Annotated in this window: 17 protein-coding genes; 9 read left to right on the forward strand and 8 right to left on the reverse strand. The window is 62.1% G+C overall.

Translation table 11 applies throughout. The features are described 5' to 3' along the window. The first annotated feature begins 98 nt into the window (after positions 1–98). A complete protein-coding gene (locus tag INT12_RS02295) occupies positions 99–1,394 on the forward strand; it encodes an NCS2 family permease (RefSeq protein ID WP_017848284.1) in 1,296 nt (431 codons plus the stop codon). Continuing rightward, complete coding sequence (trmA, locus tag INT12_RS02300) at positions 1,391–2,470, forward strand: tRNA (uridine(54)-C5)-methyltransferase TrmA (protein WP_046381974.1); 1,080 nt, start codon at positions 1,391–1,393, stop codon at positions 2,468–2,470. Before INT12_RS02295 ends, trmA begins: the two co-directional genes overlap by 4 nt. A gap of 6 nt (positions 2,471–2,476) precedes the next feature. On the opposite strand, the gene INT12_RS02305 is transcribed toward trmA, so the two are convergent. Together INT12_RS02305 and INT12_RS02310 are read right to left on the reverse strand one after the other, a co-directional pair. Further along, positions 2,477–2,914, reverse strand: coding sequence for a DUF2442 domain-containing protein (locus INT12_RS02305; protein ID WP_169883837.1), 438 nt, complete (start codon positions 2,912–2,914; stop codon positions 2,477–2,479). Further along, positions 2,911–3,339 (reverse strand): DUF4160 domain-containing protein, encoded by a 429-nt coding sequence (locus INT12_RS02310; RefSeq protein WP_193040357.1) that lies wholly within the window; start codon positions 3,337–3,339, stop codon positions 2,911–2,913. The genes INT12_RS02305 and INT12_RS02310 overlap by 4 nt, the downstream gene beginning before the upstream one ends. 273 nt (positions 3,340–3,612) lie before the next feature. On the opposite strand from INT12_RS02310, the gene aroQ reads away from it, so the two are divergent. Together aroQ and INT12_RS02320 are read left to right on the forward strand one after the other, a co-directional pair. Continuing rightward, positions 3,613–4,053, forward strand: coding sequence for a type II 3-dehydroquinate dehydratase (aroQ, locus tag INT12_RS02315; protein ID WP_102616974.1), 441 nt, complete (start codon positions 3,613–3,615; stop codon positions 4,051–4,053). A 5-nt stretch (positions 4,054–4,058) separates the two neighbouring features. Continuing rightward, positions 4,059–4,907 carry a shikimate dehydrogenase gene (locus INT12_RS02320; RefSeq protein ID WP_193040356.1) on the forward strand — a complete coding sequence of 283 codons (849 nt, stop codon included), beginning with the start codon at positions 4,059–4,061 and terminating at the stop codon, positions 4,905–4,907. A gap of 64 nt (positions 4,908–4,971) precedes the next feature. On the opposite strand, the gene INT12_RS02325 is transcribed toward INT12_RS02320, so the two are convergent. Then, positions 4,972–5,637: a TetR/AcrR family transcriptional regulator gene (locus INT12_RS02325; RefSeq protein ID WP_017848290.1), complete on the reverse strand. Its 666-nt coding sequence runs from the start codon at positions 5,635–5,637 to the stop codon at positions 4,972–4,974. Between the two features lie 81 nt (positions 5,638–5,718). Then, positions 5,719–7,617: a 3-dehydroshikimate dehydratase QuiC gene (quiC, locus tag INT12_RS02330; RefSeq protein WP_017848291.1), complete on the reverse strand. Its 1,899-nt coding sequence runs from the start codon at positions 7,615–7,617 to the stop codon at positions 5,719–5,721. 210 nt (positions 7,618–7,827) lie between these two features. Between quiC and INT12_RS02335 the strand changes: the two genes are divergently transcribed. Next, positions 7,828–9,162, forward strand: a complete 1,335-nt coding sequence (locus INT12_RS02335) for an MFS transporter (RefSeq protein ID WP_046381969.1) — start codon at positions 7,828–7,830, stop codon at positions 9,160–9,162. A gap of 1 nt (position 9,163) precedes the next feature. On the opposite strand, the gene INT12_RS02340 is transcribed toward INT12_RS02335, so the two are convergent. Next, positions 9,164–10,042 carry a DMT family transporter gene (locus INT12_RS02340; RefSeq protein WP_017848293.1) on the reverse strand — a complete coding sequence of 293 codons (879 nt, stop codon included), beginning with the start codon at positions 10,040–10,042 and terminating at the stop codon, positions 9,164–9,166. A gap of 185 nt (positions 10,043–10,227) precedes the next feature. Here INT12_RS02340 and INT12_RS02345 point away from each other — a divergent pair, with 185 nt between their 5' ends. Genes INT12_RS02345 through INT12_RS02355 form a run of 3 tightly spaced genes read left to right on the forward strand, consistent with a single transcriptional unit; the run spans position 10,228 to position 12,554 of the window. Then, on the forward strand, positions 10,228–10,641 hold the full coding sequence (locus INT12_RS02345; protein WP_046482185.1) for a lipoprotein: 414 nt from the start codon (positions 10,228–10,230) through the stop codon (positions 10,639–10,641). 44 nt (positions 10,642–10,685) lie between these two features. Continuing rightward, positions 10,686–11,573, forward strand: a complete 888-nt coding sequence (locus INT12_RS02350) for a neutral zinc metallopeptidase (protein ID WP_017848295.1) — start codon at positions 10,686–10,688, stop codon at positions 11,571–11,573. Continuing rightward, the gene (locus tag INT12_RS02355; protein WP_193058747.1) at positions 11,574–12,554 is read left to right on the forward strand and encodes an alpha/beta hydrolase; all 981 of its coding nucleotides are present in this window, start codon (positions 11,574–11,576) and stop codon (positions 12,552–12,554) included. A gap of 120 nt (positions 12,555–12,674) precedes the next feature. Here INT12_RS02355 and INT12_RS02360 read toward each other — a convergent pair whose 3' ends face one another. From INT12_RS02360 to INT12_RS02370, 3 genes are read right to left on the reverse strand one after another with little or no spacing between them, the layout of a single operon-like run. Next, the gene (locus tag INT12_RS02360; protein ID WP_102616976.1) at positions 12,675–13,274 is read right to left on the reverse strand and encodes an HAD family hydrolase; all 600 of its coding nucleotides are present in this window, start codon (positions 13,272–13,274) and stop codon (positions 12,675–12,677) included. Continuing rightward, the gene (gene tesB, locus INT12_RS02365; protein ID WP_046381965.1) at positions 13,271–14,140 is read right to left on the reverse strand and encodes an acyl-CoA thioesterase II; all 870 of its coding nucleotides are present in this window, start codon (positions 14,138–14,140) and stop codon (positions 13,271–13,273) included. The genes INT12_RS02360 and tesB overlap by 4 nt, the downstream gene beginning before the upstream one ends. Positions 14,141–14,178: 38 nt before the next feature. Then, positions 14,179–14,748: a GNAT family N-acetyltransferase gene (locus tag INT12_RS02370; RefSeq protein ID WP_046381964.1), complete on the reverse strand. Its 570-nt coding sequence runs from the start codon at positions 14,746–14,748 to the stop codon at positions 14,179–14,181. A gap of 76 nt (positions 14,749–14,824) precedes the next feature. Between INT12_RS02370 and INT12_RS02375 the strand changes: the two genes are divergently transcribed. Further along, on the forward strand, positions 14,825–15,745 hold the full coding sequence (locus tag INT12_RS02375; RefSeq protein ID WP_193040355.1) for a histone deacetylase: 921 nt from the start codon (positions 14,825–14,827) through the stop codon (positions 15,743–15,745). Positions 15,746–15,830: the final 85 nt, after the last annotated feature.

The following is a 15,830-nucleotide window of genomic DNA, read 5'->3' on the forward strand; positions in this document are numbered from 1 at the left end:
TTCCGATCCTCTCTGAAACCACAGGCGCTTGGCGCAATTTGTGCTTTGACTTAGAGGTCAACAAATAACGACGCAACATAGCGTCACAGGGAGCAGGCATGCTGGAAAAGCTGTTTCAACTCAAAGCACACAACACGAACGTGCGAACCGAGATCCTCGCGGGCATCACGACATTCCTGGCCATGGCCTACATTTTGTTCGTGAACCCGAGCATCCTCGGCGAAACCGGCATGGACAAGGGCGCAGTGTTCGTCGCCACCTGCCTGGCAGCGGCCATCGGTTCGACCGTGATGGGCTTGATCGCCAACTACCCGATCGCGCTGGCGCCGGGCATGGGCCTCAATGCCTTCTTTACCTACACCGTGGTCCTGCACATGGGCCATACCTGGCAAGTGGCGCTGGGGGCGGTGTTCATTTCGGCGGTGCTGTTCTTCATGCTGTCGATCTTCCGCATCCGTGAATGGATCATCAACAGCATCCCCCTGCCCCTGCGCTCGGCGATTGCTGCCGGTATCGGCCTGTTCCTGGCGCTGATCGCCCTGCACAACGCCGGGATCGTGGTGAGCAACTCGGCCACTATGGTCGGCCTGGGCGACCTGAAACAACCGGCGCCGATCCTCGCCGCCCTCGGTTTCGCGCTGATCGTCGCGCTGGAAGCCCTGGCGGTACGCGGCGCGGTGCTGATCGGCATCCTGGCGGTGACCATTGTCTCCATTCTGCTCGGCGTGACCCCGTTCGGCGGCGTGACCTCGATGCCACCGTCCCTGGCCCCGACCTTCCTGCAGCTGGATATCAAGGGCGCGCTGGACATCGGCCTGGTCAGCGTGATCTTCGCGTTCCTGTTCGTCGACCTGTTCGACAACTCCGGCACCCTGATCGGCGTGGCCAAGCGCGCCGGGTTGATGGACAAGGATGGCCACATGCCGAAAATGGGCCGTGCGCTGATCGCCGACAGCACCGCCGCCATGGCCGGTTCGCTGCTGGGCACCTCGACCACCACCAGCTACATCGAATCCGCCGCGGGCGTGAGTGCCGGTGGCCGCACCGGTTTGACCGCGGTCGTGGTCGCGATCCTGTTCCTGCTGGCGCTGTTCTTCTCGCCACTGGCCTCCAGCGTACCGGCCTTCGCCACCGCTCCGGCGTTGCTGTTCGTGGCCGTGCTGATGACCTCGGGCCTGGCGGAAATCGACTGGGATGACATCACTGTTGCAGCGCCGGTGGTGATCACCGCCCTGGCGATGCCCTTCACTTACTCCATCGCCAACGGCATCGCCTTCGGTTTCATCGCCTGGACCGCCATCAAGCTGCTTTCGGGCCGCTACCGTGAGCTGAACCCGGCGCTGGTGATTCTGTCGATTCTGTTTGTGATCAAGCTGGGCTGGTTCAACGCATGACTTTTGACGCCGCAAGCTACACCGTTCAACTGCAAGACAAGGTCACGCGCTTGCGTGACCTGCTGGCACCGTTCGACGCACCACAGCCTCAGGTCTTCGACTCGCCCCTGCAGAACTTCCGCCTGCGCGCGGAGTTCCGCCTGTGGCGCGAAGCAGGGGAACGCCACTACGCAATGTTCTCCCAGGACGACAAGCGCACGCCGATCCTGATCGACGAGTTCCCCATCGCCAGCCAGCGCATCAACCAGTTGATGCCGCAGCTCAAGGCCGCCTGGCAAGCCAGCGCCGCCCTGAGCCACAAGCTGTTCCAGGTGGAGTTCCTGACCACCCTGGCCGGCGACGCGATGATCACCCTGTGCTATCACCGCCCGCTGGACGAGCACTGGCACACCGCCGCGAACCAGCTGGCCGCCGACTTGAACGTGAGCATCATCGGCCGCTCCAAGGGCAAACGCGATGTGATCGGCCATGACTACGTGGTGGAAAAACTCGACGTCGGTGGCCGCACCTTCAGCTATCGCCAACCCGAAGGCGCCTTCACCCAGCCCAACGGCACGGTGAACCAGAAGATGCTCAACTGGGCATACGACGCACTCGGCGATCGCCCGGACGATCTGCTGGAGCTGTACTGCGGCAACGGCAACTTCACCCTGCCGCTGGCCACCCGCGTGCGCAACGTGCTCGCCACCGAAATCAGCAAGACCTCGGTGAACGCAGCCCTGAGCAACCTCGATGAAAACGCAGTGGATAACGTCACCCTGGTGCGCCTCTCCGCCGAAGAACTCACCGAAGCGCTGAACGACGTGCGCCCGTTCCGACGCCTGCACGGCATCGACCTGAAAAGCTACGAATTCGGCAGCGTCTTCGTCGACCCGCCGCGCGCCGGCATGGACCCGGACACCTGCGAACTGACCCGGCGCTTCGACAACATCCTCTACATCTCCTGCAACCCGGAAACCCTGGCGGCGAACATTGCGCAACTGCATGACACGCACCGGATTACCCAATGCGCGATGTTCGACCAGTTCCCATGGACGCACCATATGGAGTCCGGGGTGCTGTTGACCCGTCGATAACCTCCCTTACGGCTCCTTGCGCGGCCGACCGCCCTTCTTGCCATTGGCTCGGGCGGCGGCGGATTTGGCCGCGCTGCTTTTGCGGCCGTTGTGCGACGCCACCAGGCTCACGGCCAGATCCATCAAGGGCTGGCTGGTCGCAATCAGGCCGGTGATGGAAACATGCAGGTCGCGGGCTTCACAGCACAGCGCCTTGCCGCCAAAGCCGACCTCCAATTGCTCGAGGTCCTGCGCGGAAAACCCTCCGAACTCCGGAAGACCGGCCACCGGCAACATGATGCGACTGCCATCGCTGAAGCCGATGGAGATGCAGTCATCCTCGTAACGCACCGAGCAGGCATTGGCGTACACACGCTTCAGTTTGCGCCCCCGCACTATGGCCTTATCGATATCGGCCTCAGTGATCGGTACATCGGGCAAAGTTTTGGCTTTTACGATTTTCATAGATCAATCTCCACACAATCTGGCGCCCTGACCAGATTCAAAAGGGTTCGCTGCCCCGCCACATCGTGTCGGGCGTTTGCAATCACATAGACGCCACGCCGAATGATCAACCCCGGCACCACCTCGTCGGCGTCCCAATCCCAGGAATGGTTCTCCAGGCAAACCGTTTGCAGTTTTTCCCACCAGATCCTTCGTACACGAGCCAGGACGTGTCGCTGCATCAACGTCTGGCGAATGCCCTCCAGAATCCCGGGGGGTGGCCGCCGCCGTTCGGGGTCTACATCCCAAAGCTCCACTCGCCCATCCAGAAAGCTGAAACGAAAACGCGCATCCCATTGCTTTCCCCTGACATGCACGTGAGGCGGGCAATGCTCATCCCTGAGAAACACCGCAATCACATGTCCTTTGTATGTGCCTATTTTCATCTTAACCCATCCGTTAGGTTATTTTCCGCCGGGTAACACTTTTCCATGCATCACCCGACAACCGGCTCCTTGATCAGGGCGTTTTTCACAGCGTAGTAACAGCGGGCAAACCGTCGAATACGGTCTTGTAACGACTCATGGCAGCACCTGGAAATGCCCGGTCTCACTGATTAACGGTTCGATAATCGAACACATCTACCGCCATCGATTGACCAAATTAACCATTCAGTACATTTTATCCGCACAACGAACAATAACTGTGGAGATCCCCTTATGCCGCCCATCGTGCTGGTGCTCAACGGCCCCAACCTCAACCTGCTCGGCACCCGTGAGCCCGCCACCTATGGCCATGAAACCCTGGCCGACATCGCCGCGCTGTGTGGCCGCAGTGCCGAGCAACTGGGGCTGACCATCGAATTTCGCCAAACCAACCACGAAGGCGAATTGCTCGACTGGATTCACGGCGCCCGCGCCCGTTGCGCCGGTATCGTGATCAACCCGGCGGCCTGGACCCACACCTCGGTGGCGATTCGCGATGCGCTGGTGGCCAGTGAAGTGCCGGTGATCGAGGTGCATTTATCCAACGTGCATGCGCGCGAGGCGTTTCGTCATCACTCGTTCGTGTCGCCCATCGCCAAGGCGGTACTCGCCGGGTTTGGCAGCCACGGCTATCACCTGGCCCTGGAACATTTCAGCCGCACGGTGAAAGGATGAGCCCGATGAAACCGCGCGTCCTCGCCGGCCTGATCGGTGCCGGCATCCAGGCCTCCCGCACGCCCGCCCTGCATGAACAGGAAGGTGACGCCCAAGGCCTGCGCTACCTGTATCGCCTGATCGACCTGGAACCGCTGCAGCTGGACATCAATGCCCTGCCCGACCTGCTGCAGGCCGCCGAGCAGATGAACTTCACCGGGTTGAACATTACCTACCCGTGCAAGCAGGCGATCCTGCCTCTACTCGATGAATTGTCCGACGAGGCCCGGGGCATTGGGGCGGTCAACACCGTGGTGTTCAAAGCGGGCAAACGCATCGGCCATAACACCGACTGCCTGGGGTTCGCCGAAGGTTTCCGGCGCAACTTGCAGGATGTCGTTCGGCGACGCGTGGTCCAGATGGGCGCCGGCGGCGCAGGCGCGGCGGTGGCCCATGCGCTGCTGGCGGAAGGCGTTGAGCACTTGAGCATTTTCGACGTGGACGCCAGCCGTGCCCAGGGCCTGGCGGATAACCTCGCACACTGTTTCGGCCCGGGACGGGCCCAGGTCGGCACTCATCTGGAAAACGCCATGGCCGAGGCCGACGGGTTAGTGAACACCACGCCGATGGGCATGGCCAAACTGCCCGGCACGCCCGTGCCACCGGCCTTGCTGCACGCGCAATTGTGGGTCGCGGAAATCGTGTATTTCCCACTGGAAACCGAACTGCTGCGCAACGCCCGCGCCTTGGGTTGCCGCACCCTGGATGGCGGCAACATGGCAGTATTTCAGGCGGTGAAGGCGTTCGAATTGTTCAGTGGCGTGGTGCCGGATGCACACAGAATGTTGGCGCACTTCCAGAGCATGAACAGCTGACGGCCGAAACCGCATCCAAATGTGGGAGGGTGTTTGCCCCTCCCACCGTGAATCCGCGCCAACCTCAGGTTTGCAGGTAACGCAGCACCGACTCGCAAATCATCTGTCGATGCCGCTGCTTAACGGCCTCGTCCGACAATTCGATCTGAAAAATCTCACTGAACGTATGGCGGTTGGATACGCGGTAAAAACAGAATGAGTTGATCAGCAGGTGAACGTCCAGCGGCTCCAGCCCCTCGCGGAACAGCCCCATTTCGGCGCCACGGCGCAAGGTCGTGCCCAGCGCGTCCAGGATGTTGCTGTTCATCGCCTTGATTGAATCGGAGCGCTTCACGTACTCGGCATTGTGGATATTTTCGATGCAGACGATACGCACGAAATCCACGTTCCGGTCGTGGTGATCGAAGGTGAATTCCACCAGCCGACTGATCGCTTCGCGCGGTTCCAGGGCCGTGAGGTTCATGCGTGATTCGGTGTTGCGGATATCGCCGTAGAGCTTCTCCAGCACCTCGACGTACAACTGCTCCTTGCTGCCGAAGTAGTAATAGATCATGCGTTTGGAGGTGTGGATACGCTCGGCGATCGCATCCACGCGAGCGCCGGACAGGCCCTGCTGAACAAACTCGACAATGGCTTCTTGCAGTATGTTTTCGCGGGTCTTTTCCGGGTTGTTCTTGCGACTCTTGCGCGGTGCGTCTGACACTGCGGAGAGATCGGGAGTCAAGGTCATGGTGCGCTCACGGCCGTTTTTTATTGTGCAGGCCGCGATTATGGGCCGCGGCGCTCCCCGAAGGAAGCACCGGCCCTGCCGTCACAACCGTGCCTGGCGTACCGCACCACTGCGCGACTTGGCCATCGCCGCCAGACGCACCGCCACATTGGCCGCACCGTAGCCGGCGTAGCCATGCTTGCGCTGGATGATCTCGAAGAAAAACCGCCCTTCGAACGGCTCGGTGTACACATGAAACAACTCACCGCCCTGGGCGTCGCGGTCGTACAGCACGTTGTAGTACGCCAGCTCGCTGAGGAACTCGTCGTCGAAATCGAAGCGCGCCGCCAGGTCGTCGTAGTAGTTGAGCGGGATATCCAGCAGCGGCACACCCGCCTCCTTGGCTCGGCGTACTTCGGCGAAAATATCCGCGCAGTCGAAGGCAATGTGATGCACACCCGAGCCGCGATAGCTCGACAGCGCGTGGGAAATCGCGGTGTTGCGGTTTTCGGAAATATTCAGCGGCAAACGAATCGAGCTGCAACGGCTGCGCAGCGCACGGCTTTTCACCAGGCCATACGGATCAGGCAGCACCACTTCGTCATCGGCCTCGAAATCCAGCAAGCTCTTGTAGAACAGCACCCAGCTGTCGAGGCTGTCGGCAGGCAAGGCCATCGCCATGTGGTCGATGCGCAAAAGCCCGCCGCTGGTGGCAGCGCCCGGTTGCAGATTGAAATCGGTGTCGTATACGCCTTCGCTTGGGTCCACCAGGTAAATCAGGCTACCGTCCGGCGCGCGCACCGCCGCCAATTCCAGTTCATTCGGCCCGACCAGGCCACGATACGGCTGGCCCTTGTAGGCCACCGCCCGTTCCAGGGCCTTGGCGCTGTCCTTGACCCGAATCGCGGTGGCGCACAGCGACGGCCCATGCGCCTCGAAAAAGTTGTGGGCGAAGGAGTAGGGCTCGCAGTTGAGGATCAGGTTGATATCGCCCTGACGCAGCAGGCTGACGCTCTTGGAGCGATGCTGGCCGGCCTTGACGAAGCCCAGGCGCTCCAGCCATTGGGTGAGCTTGGCGCCGAGGTCTTCGTCCACGGCAAACTCAAGGAACTCGATGCCGTCGTATTCGCTGGCGGGCGGGGTTTCGAAGAGAATATCCAGCGGTACGGCAGGGCGTTCCTGCGCCAGGCGTTGGCGGGTTTTCTCTTCGAGGTAGAGCAGCGAGCGCAGGCCGTCCGCCGCGTTGGCTCGGGTTGGCGCGGCGCGGAAGCCGTCGTTGAAGATTTCCAGGGACAGCGGCCCGGTATAGCCGCTCTTGATGATCGGCGCGAGAAAACCCGCCAGGTCGAATTCGCCTTGGCCGGGGAAGCAACGGAAGTGTCGGCTCCACTCCAGCACATCCATGGCCAGGATCGGTGCGTCGGCCATCTGCACAAAGAAGATCTTGTCGCCGGGGATCTCGGCGATGGCGCTCGGGTCGCCCTTGAGCGACAGGGTGTGGAAGCTGTCGAGCAACACCCCGAGGCTCGGGTGATCGACCTGACGCACCAGGTTCCACACCTGCTGCCAGGTGTTCACATGCCGGCCCCAGGCCAGCGCTTCATAGCCGATGCGCAAGCCACGGCGGCCGGCGTGTTCGGCGAGCAGGCTGAGGTCATCGAGTAGAATACGTTCATCGCCCACGCAATCGGCCGAGGCGTTGCTGCACACCAGCACCAGGTCGGTGCCCAGCTCGTGCATCAGGTCGAATTTACGCTCGGCGCGCTCCAGGTTGCGCGCCAGACGGTCGCGGCGGCAGCCTTCAAAGTCGCGGAATGGCTGAAACAAGGTGATGGCCAGGCCCAAGTCAGTGCATATTTGCCTGACTTCCCGCGGGCTGCCGTCGTAATACAACAGGTCGTTCTCGAAGATCTCGACCCCATCAAACCCGGCGGCGGCAATGGCTTCGAGCTTTTCCGGCAGGGTGCCGCTCAAGGAAACAGTGGCGATGGAACGTTGCATGGGGCGACTCCCGGCAATTGTTATTTACAGTAAATTATTCGCCCCCTAGCCTAATGCAGCAATTGAAATGTACGAACCGGTTAGTTTTCAGGGCGATTATCGAACACAATGGCCATTGGCGAATTGACGATTTTTTAGCCACTGCGCACCATCGATTCCGTAACAAAACCCAGAACACACCATAAAAATTTCAAAAACGGGTAAACCCTCATGCCTTCGCAAAACTCAGTCCTGGCTGCGCGCCCGGCCAACCCGCACGCCGGCATCGGCGACAAGATCCGCGGTGCAATGGCCGTCGGTAAAACTCGCTGGGGCATGCTGGCCCTGGTGTTCTTCGCGACCACACTCAACTACATCGACCGCGCCGCCCTCGGCGTAATGCAACCGATCCTGGCCAAAGAAATGAGCTGGACGGCGATGGACTACGCCAACATCAACTTCTGGTTCCAGGTCGGCTACGCGATTGGCTTTGTGCTGCAAGGCCGGCTGATCGACCGCGTAGGTGTCAAGCGCGTGTTCTTCTGCGCGGTGCTGCTGTGGAGCGTGGCCACCGGCGCCCACGGCCTGGCCACCTCGGCCGTCGGCTTCATGGTTTGCCGCTTTATCCTCGGGCTGACCGAGGCCGCCAACTACCCGGCCTGCGTCAAGACCACCCGCCTGTGGTTCCCTGCCGGCGAGCGCGCAGTGGCCACCGGCATCTTCAACGCTGGCACCAACGTCGGCGCGATGATGACGCCGATGCTGCTGCCGTTGATCCTGCACGTATGGGGCTGGCAAGCGGCGTTCCTGTGCATGTCGGCACTCGGTGGGATCTGGCTGCTGTTCTGGGGCTTGAAGTACTACAACCCGGAAGAGCATCCAACGGTTAAGCAATCCGAATTGGACTACGTGCAACGGGAAGTCGAACCGGAACAGCCCCGCGTCCCCTTCAGCCGTATCCTGCGCATGCGCGGTACTTGGGCCTTCGCCATCGCCTACTCGCTGACCGCGCCGGTGTTCTGGTTCTACCTGTACTGGCTGCCGCCGTTCTTGAACCAGCAATACAACCTGGGCATCAACGTCACGCAGATGGGTATCCCGCTGATCATCATTTACCTGACCGCCGACTTCGGCAGCGTGGGCGGTGGGATTCTGTCGTCGTTCCTGATCGGCCGCGGGATGAATTCGATCAAGGCGCGGCTGCTGTCAATGCTGCTGTTCGCCTGCTGCATCATCGGGGTGATCATGGCCGCCGGCTCCAGCCAGTTGTGGGTCGCGGTGTTCGCCATCTCCCTGGCGATTGGCGCACACCAGGCCTGGACCGCCAACATCTGGAGCCTGGTGATGGACTACACGCCCAAGCACATGATGAGTACAGTGTTCGGCTTCGGCGGCATGTGCGCGGCCATCGGCGGCATGTTCATGACCCAGATTGTCGGCCACATCCTGACCGTGACGAACAACAACTACACCGTGCTGTTCACCCTGATCCCGGCGATGTACTTCATCGCGCTGACCTGGATGTACTTCATGGCACCGCGCAAGATTCCCAGGGTCGACGCCTGATTCAGCGCCGCCGCTGCTGCCAGGCAGCGGCCAACCCGCTCATGCAGATCACCCCGATGCCGACCACCGTGGTCAGGTCGGGGGTATGCGCAAACACCAGCCAGCCCAACACGCCCGCAAACACGATCTGGCAATAGCCGAACGGCGCCAGCAAGGCCGGCGCCGCGAAGCGGAAGGCCTGGGTCAGCAGCAAGTGCGCGGTCATCCCGCAGGTGCCCAACGCCAGCATCAACACGCCGTGCCACAGGGTTGGCACTTGCCAGAAGAACGGCACCATCGCACTCATCACCAAGGTATTGCACAGGCCGGCGAAGAAGTTACTGGTGGTGGGCGTGTCGTATTGGCTGAGGATGCGCGTGAGCAGTTGGTAGAAGCAGAAGAACAACGCCGAGCACAGCGGCAGCAGCACCGCCGGGGTGAACAGTTCACCGCCCGGGTGGATGATCACCAGCACCCCGACAAACCCGCAGATCACCGCCAGCCATTGGCCACGCGTCACGTGTTCACCGAGCAGGGGCACCGACAGCGCCGTCACCAGGATCGGCGCGAGGAAGTTCACTGCGGTGGCTTCCGCCAGCGGGATGTAATGCAGCGCGGCGGTAAAAAACAGGCTGGTACCCAACAGGCACAAGGCCCGCACCACCTGCATCCCCGGCCGCTTGCTGCGCAGCACGCGCAAGCCCGATTGCGGCAGGAAAATCCCGGCCATCAACAAGGTATGCACCAGGTAACGCGCCCACACCACCATCACGATCGGGTAGAACCCGGCCAGGAATTTGGACAAGGCGTCGTGGCTGGAGAACAGAAAAGTCGCCACCACAATCAGCAGAATGCCTTTGAAGGGATGGTTGACGCCGGAAAGTGGGGTGCTGACAGTCATTGAATTCTCTTGCGTGGCGGGCTGAACGCGGTGGTACTCAACCCGTTAATCTAGCAGTCGGGCATGCGTCTGCCCCAAGAGCATAACCAAACACCGTGCGAACAGCGCACTAAATCACTGCAATCGAGTCCAACGCTGCACGTTCGCCCCGGCGTTGCACACTTTTTAACCAAGGCCTTGCCGCTATGAAAAAAACTGTCTTTCTTCTGTCTACCCTTGCCCTGCTCACCGCGTGCAACCAAGAGTCCAAGGCGCCCGCCAAACCGGCGCCGCCTTCCGTGCAAGCGACCCTTGTGCCGCAAACCCCACCCACCGACAGCTGGGTCGGCAAATGGATCGGCGTCGAAGGCTTGCACCTGACCATCGCCAAGGACGACAGCATCGGCCGTGGCCACTACCTTCTTACCATGCAATACGGCCTCGACGCCGACGCCGCCGGCACCTTCAAAGGTGAAGCGGCCGAAGACGGCATCGCCTTCACCCGCCCCGATGGCCCGCAACAGCTGCGCGCCGGTGACGGTGCGGCAACCGGGTTGAAATGGCTGGCGGATAAAAAGAACTGCCTGATCGTCGCCACCGGCGAAGGCTATTGCCGTTAATCACGACCATAATCAATCACGCTTAGCACACAGAGGATTGCCCCATGCTATGGAAAAAAGGCCGACGCAGCGACAACGTGGTGGATGCCCGCGATGACAGTGGCGGTGGTGGTGGCGGCATGCGTTTTGGCGGCGGCAAGGGCCTGAGCCTGACCGCGATTGTGTTGATCGTCGGCATCGGCTGGCTGACCGGCCAGGACCCGCTGCAGATCCTCGGCCAATTGACCGGCCAGCTGGAGCAGGCGCCCTCGGTGAGCACCCCGTCGCGCCAGGCGCCGCCGGCCAATGATGAGCAGACCGACTTTGTCCGTGCGGTGCTCGGCGATACCGAAGACACCTGGGCCCAGGTGTTCCAGGAAAACGGCTTGGCCTACAAGAACCCGAAACTGATTCTGTTCCGTGGCCGGGTCAATTCCGCCTGCGGTGGCGCCACGTCCGCCAGCGGCCCGTTCTATTGCCCGGCGGATCAGCAGGTGTACCTGGACCTGGATTTCTTCCGGGAAATGTCGCAACGCTTCCAGGCCGCCGGCGATTTTGCCCAGGCCTACGTGATCGCCCACGAAGTCGGGCACCATGTGCAGACCTTGCTCGGCATCTCGTCGAAGATCCAGGCTGCGCGCCAGCAAGGCCGGCAGATGCAAGGCGACGGCGGCCTGCTGGTGCGTCAGGAGCTACAGGCCGACTGCTTTGCCGGCGTGTGGGCCAACCGCGCGCAAAAACGCCTGAACTGGCTGGAACCCGGCGATATCGAAGAAGCGCTGAATGCGGCCAACGCGATTGGCGATGACCGTTTGCAGCAACAGGGCCAGGGCCGTGTCGTGCCGGACTCGTTTACCCACGGCACCTCGGCGCAGCGCGTGCGTTGGTTCAAGACCGGCTTTGCCCAAGGCCAGATCACTCAATGCGACACCTTCGCGGCCAAGAGCCTTTAAATGCATACGCGATTGCGAATGCTGCTGGGTGTGCTGGTCGCCTGCAGCGCCTCCACCTGGGCCGCCGAGCAGGGGGTCAAGGCGGTCAGCCCCGAGCGCGTTCACCTGCCGGCCGGCGACCTCAGCCTCGGCTTGAGCCAGGACTGGAGTAAACCCCTGCCCAACGTCACCCGTGCGTTGATCATCGTGCATGGTCGCCTGCGCAACGCACAGACCTACCTGCAGAGCGCTGAAGACGCCGCCGAACATGCCGGGGTTGGCGGCACGACGCTGGTGGTCGCGCCGCAGTTTCTCAATGACTCGGACGTGAAACGCCATCACCTGGCCCCGCAAGTGCTGCGCTGGAACGGCAATGACTGGATGGCCGGCGAGCCCTCCACGGGCCCAGGCCAGGTCAGTTCCTACGGCGCCCTGGACCAGATTATCGAGCACCTGGGCAACCGCACCGTGTTCCCGGCACTGAAAGAGATTGTGGTGGCCGGCCATTCCGGCGGCGGCCAGGTGGTGCAGCGCTTCGCGCTCACCGGCCATGCTCAACCGAGCCTGCAAAGCGCGGGCATCCGCCTGCGCTATGTGGTGGCCAACCCGTCGTCCTACGCCTACTTCAGCCCGCAGCGCCCGGTGCCGTTCAAGGTCGCCGACTGCCCTGGCTTCAATGACTGGAAGTACGGCATGCAACACCTGCCCGCCTATGCCAAGGGGCAAAGCGCCGAGCAACTGGAACAGGCCTATGTGTCGCGTGACATCACCTACCTGCTGGGCCGGCAAGACACCGACCCGAACCACCCGGCGCTGGATAAAAGCTGCGAAGCCGAGACCCAGGGCGCATACCGCCTGATTCGCGGGCACAACTATTTCGACTACCTCAAGCAGCGCCACCCGCAACTGACCCAGAAGCTGGTGGAAGTGCCGGGGGTTGGGCATAACGGCGATGGGATCTTCACTTCGCCTGAAGGGCAGAAGGCACTGTTCTCTCAGTAACACCTGCAGAAACCGGCTCAACCTGTGGGAGGGGGCTTGCCCCCGATTGCGGTGTAACAGTCAGCAATTTTTTAACTGACAGACTGCTATCGGGGGCAAGCCCCCTCCCACATTTGATCTTTATTGCCCGGGCTGGATCATCCGGCGCAGTACCGCGCAGTCTGCGGCATGCCAATCAGCCAGCTCGGGCCACGGGTTCTCCGGCAGGTTGACCAACACTGTTCTGGTCCCCGCTGCGCGGCCGCAATCCAGGTCAAAGCGGTAATCCCCCACCATCACCATCGCACTGGGCGATACATCCCAGGCCGCCGCCAGTTTCAGCAGGCCGCCTGGGTCGGGCTTGGGCGGCGCATCATCGCGCCCCAGTACATCCTCGACGGCAAAGCAGTCCGCCAGGCCAATCGCTTCCAACGTCACATGCGCCAGCTCCCGCGCGTTGCGGGTCAGGATGCCCAGGCGACAACCCCGCCCGGCCAATTCCCGCACCAGTTCCACCGCGCCTTGCGCCGCGACCGAACCCAGCGCCAGCTCGCGCTCATGCTCCAGCAACCAGGCATGTTTGGCCGCCGCGACATCCGCCGGCAATGCTGCGAGGTGGGTGAGGATGTCATCCTCGGGCGGAATATCCAGCGCTACGCGAATGGCCGCGAAATCATGCACGGCCACCGTGAGGGTGCCGTCCATGTCGAACACCCAATGTTTAATCTGCGCCAGGCTCACGCCCAGTCCTTACGGTGGCGGATCAGGCCTTCCTGAGTGACCGAGGCCACCAGTTGCCCAGCGCGGTTGTACACGCTGCCCCGCGAGAAACCACGGGAATTACCAGCCCACGGGCTGTCCATGGCATAGAGCAACCAGTCATCGGCGCGCAGGTCGGCGTGGAACCACAGCGCATGGTCAAGGCTGGCGACCTGCATGTCTTTCTGCCACACGGTCTTGCCATGGGGCAGCAGCGACGTGGTCAGCAAGCCGAAGTCCGAGGCGTAGGCCAGCAGGTACTTATGCAGCGCCGGCGTGTCGGCCAAAGCGCCGTCGGCGCGGAACCACACGTACTTGACCGGGTCGGACGGCTGCGGGTTGAACGGGTCTTTTTCGGTCACCGGGCGCACTTCGATCGGCTTGGGGCACAGCAGCTTGTCGCGCATGTGCTCGGGGATCAGGTGGACGCGCTGCTTGGTCAGTTCCAGCTCCGACGGCAGGTTTTCCGGACCGACCACCGCAGGCATGCTGGTCTGGTGCTCGAAGCCGGCTTCGTCGTACTGGAATGACGCGCTGCAGGTAAAAATCGGGTGGCCCTTCTGGATCGCCGTCACCCGGCGTGTGCTGAAGCTGCCGCCATCGCGCACGCGGTCCACCGAATACACCACCGGCAATGCGGCATCGCCGGGGCGCAGAAAATAACCGTGCAAAGAATGCACGTGCCGCTCGGCCTCTACGGTCTGGCTGGCAGCCGACAGCGACTGGCCGAGCACTTGCCCGCCGAACAGTTGGCGAAAACCCAGGTCCTGGCTGCGGCCGCGAAAGAGGTTTTCCTCGATCGGCTCCAGGGTCAGCAAGTCCACCAGATCTTCCAATACTTGGCTCATAGAGCAACTCCTACAATCTATGGGGCATTCCGGGCTGCTTATCCGTGCAGCGTGTCCAACCATTGGGCGCGGGTGATGCGGTACAAAACATGCGGGCGCAGCGGGTCATCGGCCGCGACCTTGGGGTGTTCAAAATCTGCCTGGGGATCGTAATGCATCCCGATGGCTTGCATGACTTTTTGTGATGGCAGATTGGTTTGGGTGGTGAAGGCGACGATTTCGTCCAACTGCAGGCGGTCGAAACCACAACGCAACGCGGTCCATGCCGCCTCGCTGGCATACCCCAGGCCCCAATGCTCACGCGCCAGGCGCCAGCCGATTTCCACCGCAGGGGTGAAGGCGGTTTCAAAGCTGACATTCTGCAACCCGGTCAGGCCGATGAACTCGCCGCTGTCCTTGCGCTGCAAGGCCCACAGGCCGAAGCCGTATTCGGCGAAATGCCCACGAATCCGGCCGATCAACGCGGCGCTTTCCAGGCGGTCCAATCGGGCCGGGAAATAACGCATCACCTGCGGGTCGGCGCACATGTGCGCAAACGCCGGCAGGTCGGCATCGCGCCATTGGCGCAGCACCAGGCGTGCGCTGTGCAATTCCAGTATCGGCTCCATGGGTCCCCCTCCCTTGCCATGTGCGTGAGTGTACCGCGCTGTTAAGATCCGTCGCAGGTTCCCGTCAGAAAATCCCATGCCTTTGCCATTGATCTACCACGATGATTACAGCCCCGAGTTCCCGGCGGAACACCGCTTCCCGATGGACAAGTTCCGCCTGTTGCGTGACCACTTGGTGTCCACCGGGCTGACCCAGGACAGCCAATTACTGCGCCCTCCGCTGTGCCCGGCGGACATTCTGGCCCTGGCCCATGAACCTGGGTATATCGAACGCTACATGAGCGGCGAGTTGTCCCGCGAAGACCAACGGCGCCTCGGCCTGCCCTGGAGCGAAGCCCTGGCGCGGCGTACCGTGCGCGCGGTGGGCGGTTCGATCCTGGCGGCGGAGCAGGCGCTGGAGCACGGCCTGGCCTGCCACCTGGCGGGCGGCACCCATCACGCCCACTACGATTACCCGGCGGGCTTTTGCATCTTCAATGACCTGGCCGTGATCAGCCATTACCTGCTGGCCAGCGGCCGGGTCAACCGCGTGCTGATCTTCGACTGCGACGTCCACCAGGGCGACGGCACCGCGCGCATCCTCCACGACACGCCGGACGCGATCACCGTGTCGCTGCACTGCGAGAAGAACTTCCCCGCGCGCAAGGCCCAGAGCGACTGGGACATCCCGCTGCCCATGGGCATGGGCGACGCCGATTACCTCAAGGTGGTGGACGACGCGCTCAACTACCTGCTGCCGCTGTACCAACCGGACCTGGTGCTGTACGACGCAGGCGTCGACGTGCATAAGGACGACGCCCTCGGCTACCTCAAGCTGACGGACGAAGGCGTCGCCGCCCGCGATGAGAGCGTGATGCGCCATTGCCTGGGCCGCGACATTCCGGTGATGGGCGTGATCGGCGGCGGCTACAGCAAAGACCGTGTGGCCTTGGCTCGCCGCCACGGCATCCTGCACCACAGCGCGCAACGGGTGTGGACGTCATCAGGTTGTCATTGAAATATGGGCGTTACCCACAATGCCTGTGGAACGGCCTGTGGATAACTTGAGCGTAAACGTCTGAAAGCCAGTAACCGCATAGCCT

This window comes from Pseudomonas sp. K8, assembly GCF_014889455.1.
In the GTDB taxonomy this organism is placed as follows: domain Bacteria; phylum Pseudomonadota; class Gammaproteobacteria; order Pseudomonadales; family Pseudomonadaceae; genus Aquipseudomonas; species Aquipseudomonas veronii.

Coding starts and splice junctions, on each gene's coding strand:
- aroQ (WP_102616974.1), top strand. CDS start 3,613: ATGCCGCCCATCGTGCTGGTGCTCAACGGCCCCAACCTCAACCTGCTC.
- INT12_RS02370 (WP_046381964.1), bottom strand. CDS start 14,748: ATGGAGCCGATACTGGAATTGCACAGCGCACGCCTGGTGCTGCGCCAA.
- tesB (WP_046381965.1), bottom strand. CDS start 14,140: ATGAGCCAAGTATTGGAAGATCTGGTGGACTTGCTGACCCTGGAGCCG.
- INT12_RS02345 (WP_046482185.1), top strand. CDS start 10,228: ATGAAAAAAACTGTCTTTCTTCTGTCTACCCTTGCCCTGCTCACCGCG.
- INT12_RS02325 (WP_017848290.1), bottom strand. CDS start 5,637: ATGACCTTGACTCCCGATCTCTCCGCAGTGTCAGACGCACCGCGCAAG.
- trmA (WP_046381974.1), top strand. CDS start 1,391: ATGACTTTTGACGCCGCAAGCTACACCGTTCAACTGCAAGACAAGGTC.
- INT12_RS02310 (WP_193040357.1), bottom strand. CDS start 3,339: ATGAAAATAGGCACATACAAAGGACATGTGATTGCGGTGTTTCTCAGG.
- INT12_RS02375 (WP_193040355.1), top strand. CDS start 14,825: ATGCCTTTGCCATTGATCTACCACGATGATTACAGCCCCGAGTTCCCG.
- INT12_RS02295 (WP_017848284.1), top strand. CDS start 99: ATGCTGGAAAAGCTGTTTCAACTCAAAGCACACAACACGAACGTGCGA.
- INT12_RS02335 (WP_046381969.1), top strand. CDS start 7,828: ATGCCTTCGCAAAACTCAGTCCTGGCTGCGCGCCCGGCCAACCCGCAC.
- INT12_RS02355 (WP_193058747.1), top strand. CDS start 11,574: ATGCATACGCGATTGCGAATGCTGCTGGGTGTGCTGGTCGCCTGCAGC.
- INT12_RS02340 (WP_017848293.1), bottom strand. CDS start 10,042: ATGACTGTCAGCACCCCACTTTCCGGCGTCAACCATCCCTTCAAAGGC.
- INT12_RS02350 (WP_017848295.1), top strand. CDS start 10,686: ATGCTATGGAAAAAAGGCCGACGCAGCGACAACGTGGTGGATGCCCGC.
- quiC (WP_017848291.1), bottom strand. CDS start 7,617: ATGCAACGTTCCATCGCCACTGTTTCCTTGAGCGGCACCCTGCCGGAA.
- INT12_RS02305 (WP_169883837.1), bottom strand. CDS start 2,914: ATGAAAATCGTAAAAGCCAAAACTTTGCCCGATGTACCGATCACTGAG.
- INT12_RS02320 (WP_193040356.1), top strand. CDS start 4,059: ATGAAACCGCGCGTCCTCGCCGGCCTGATCGGTGCCGGCATCCAGGCC.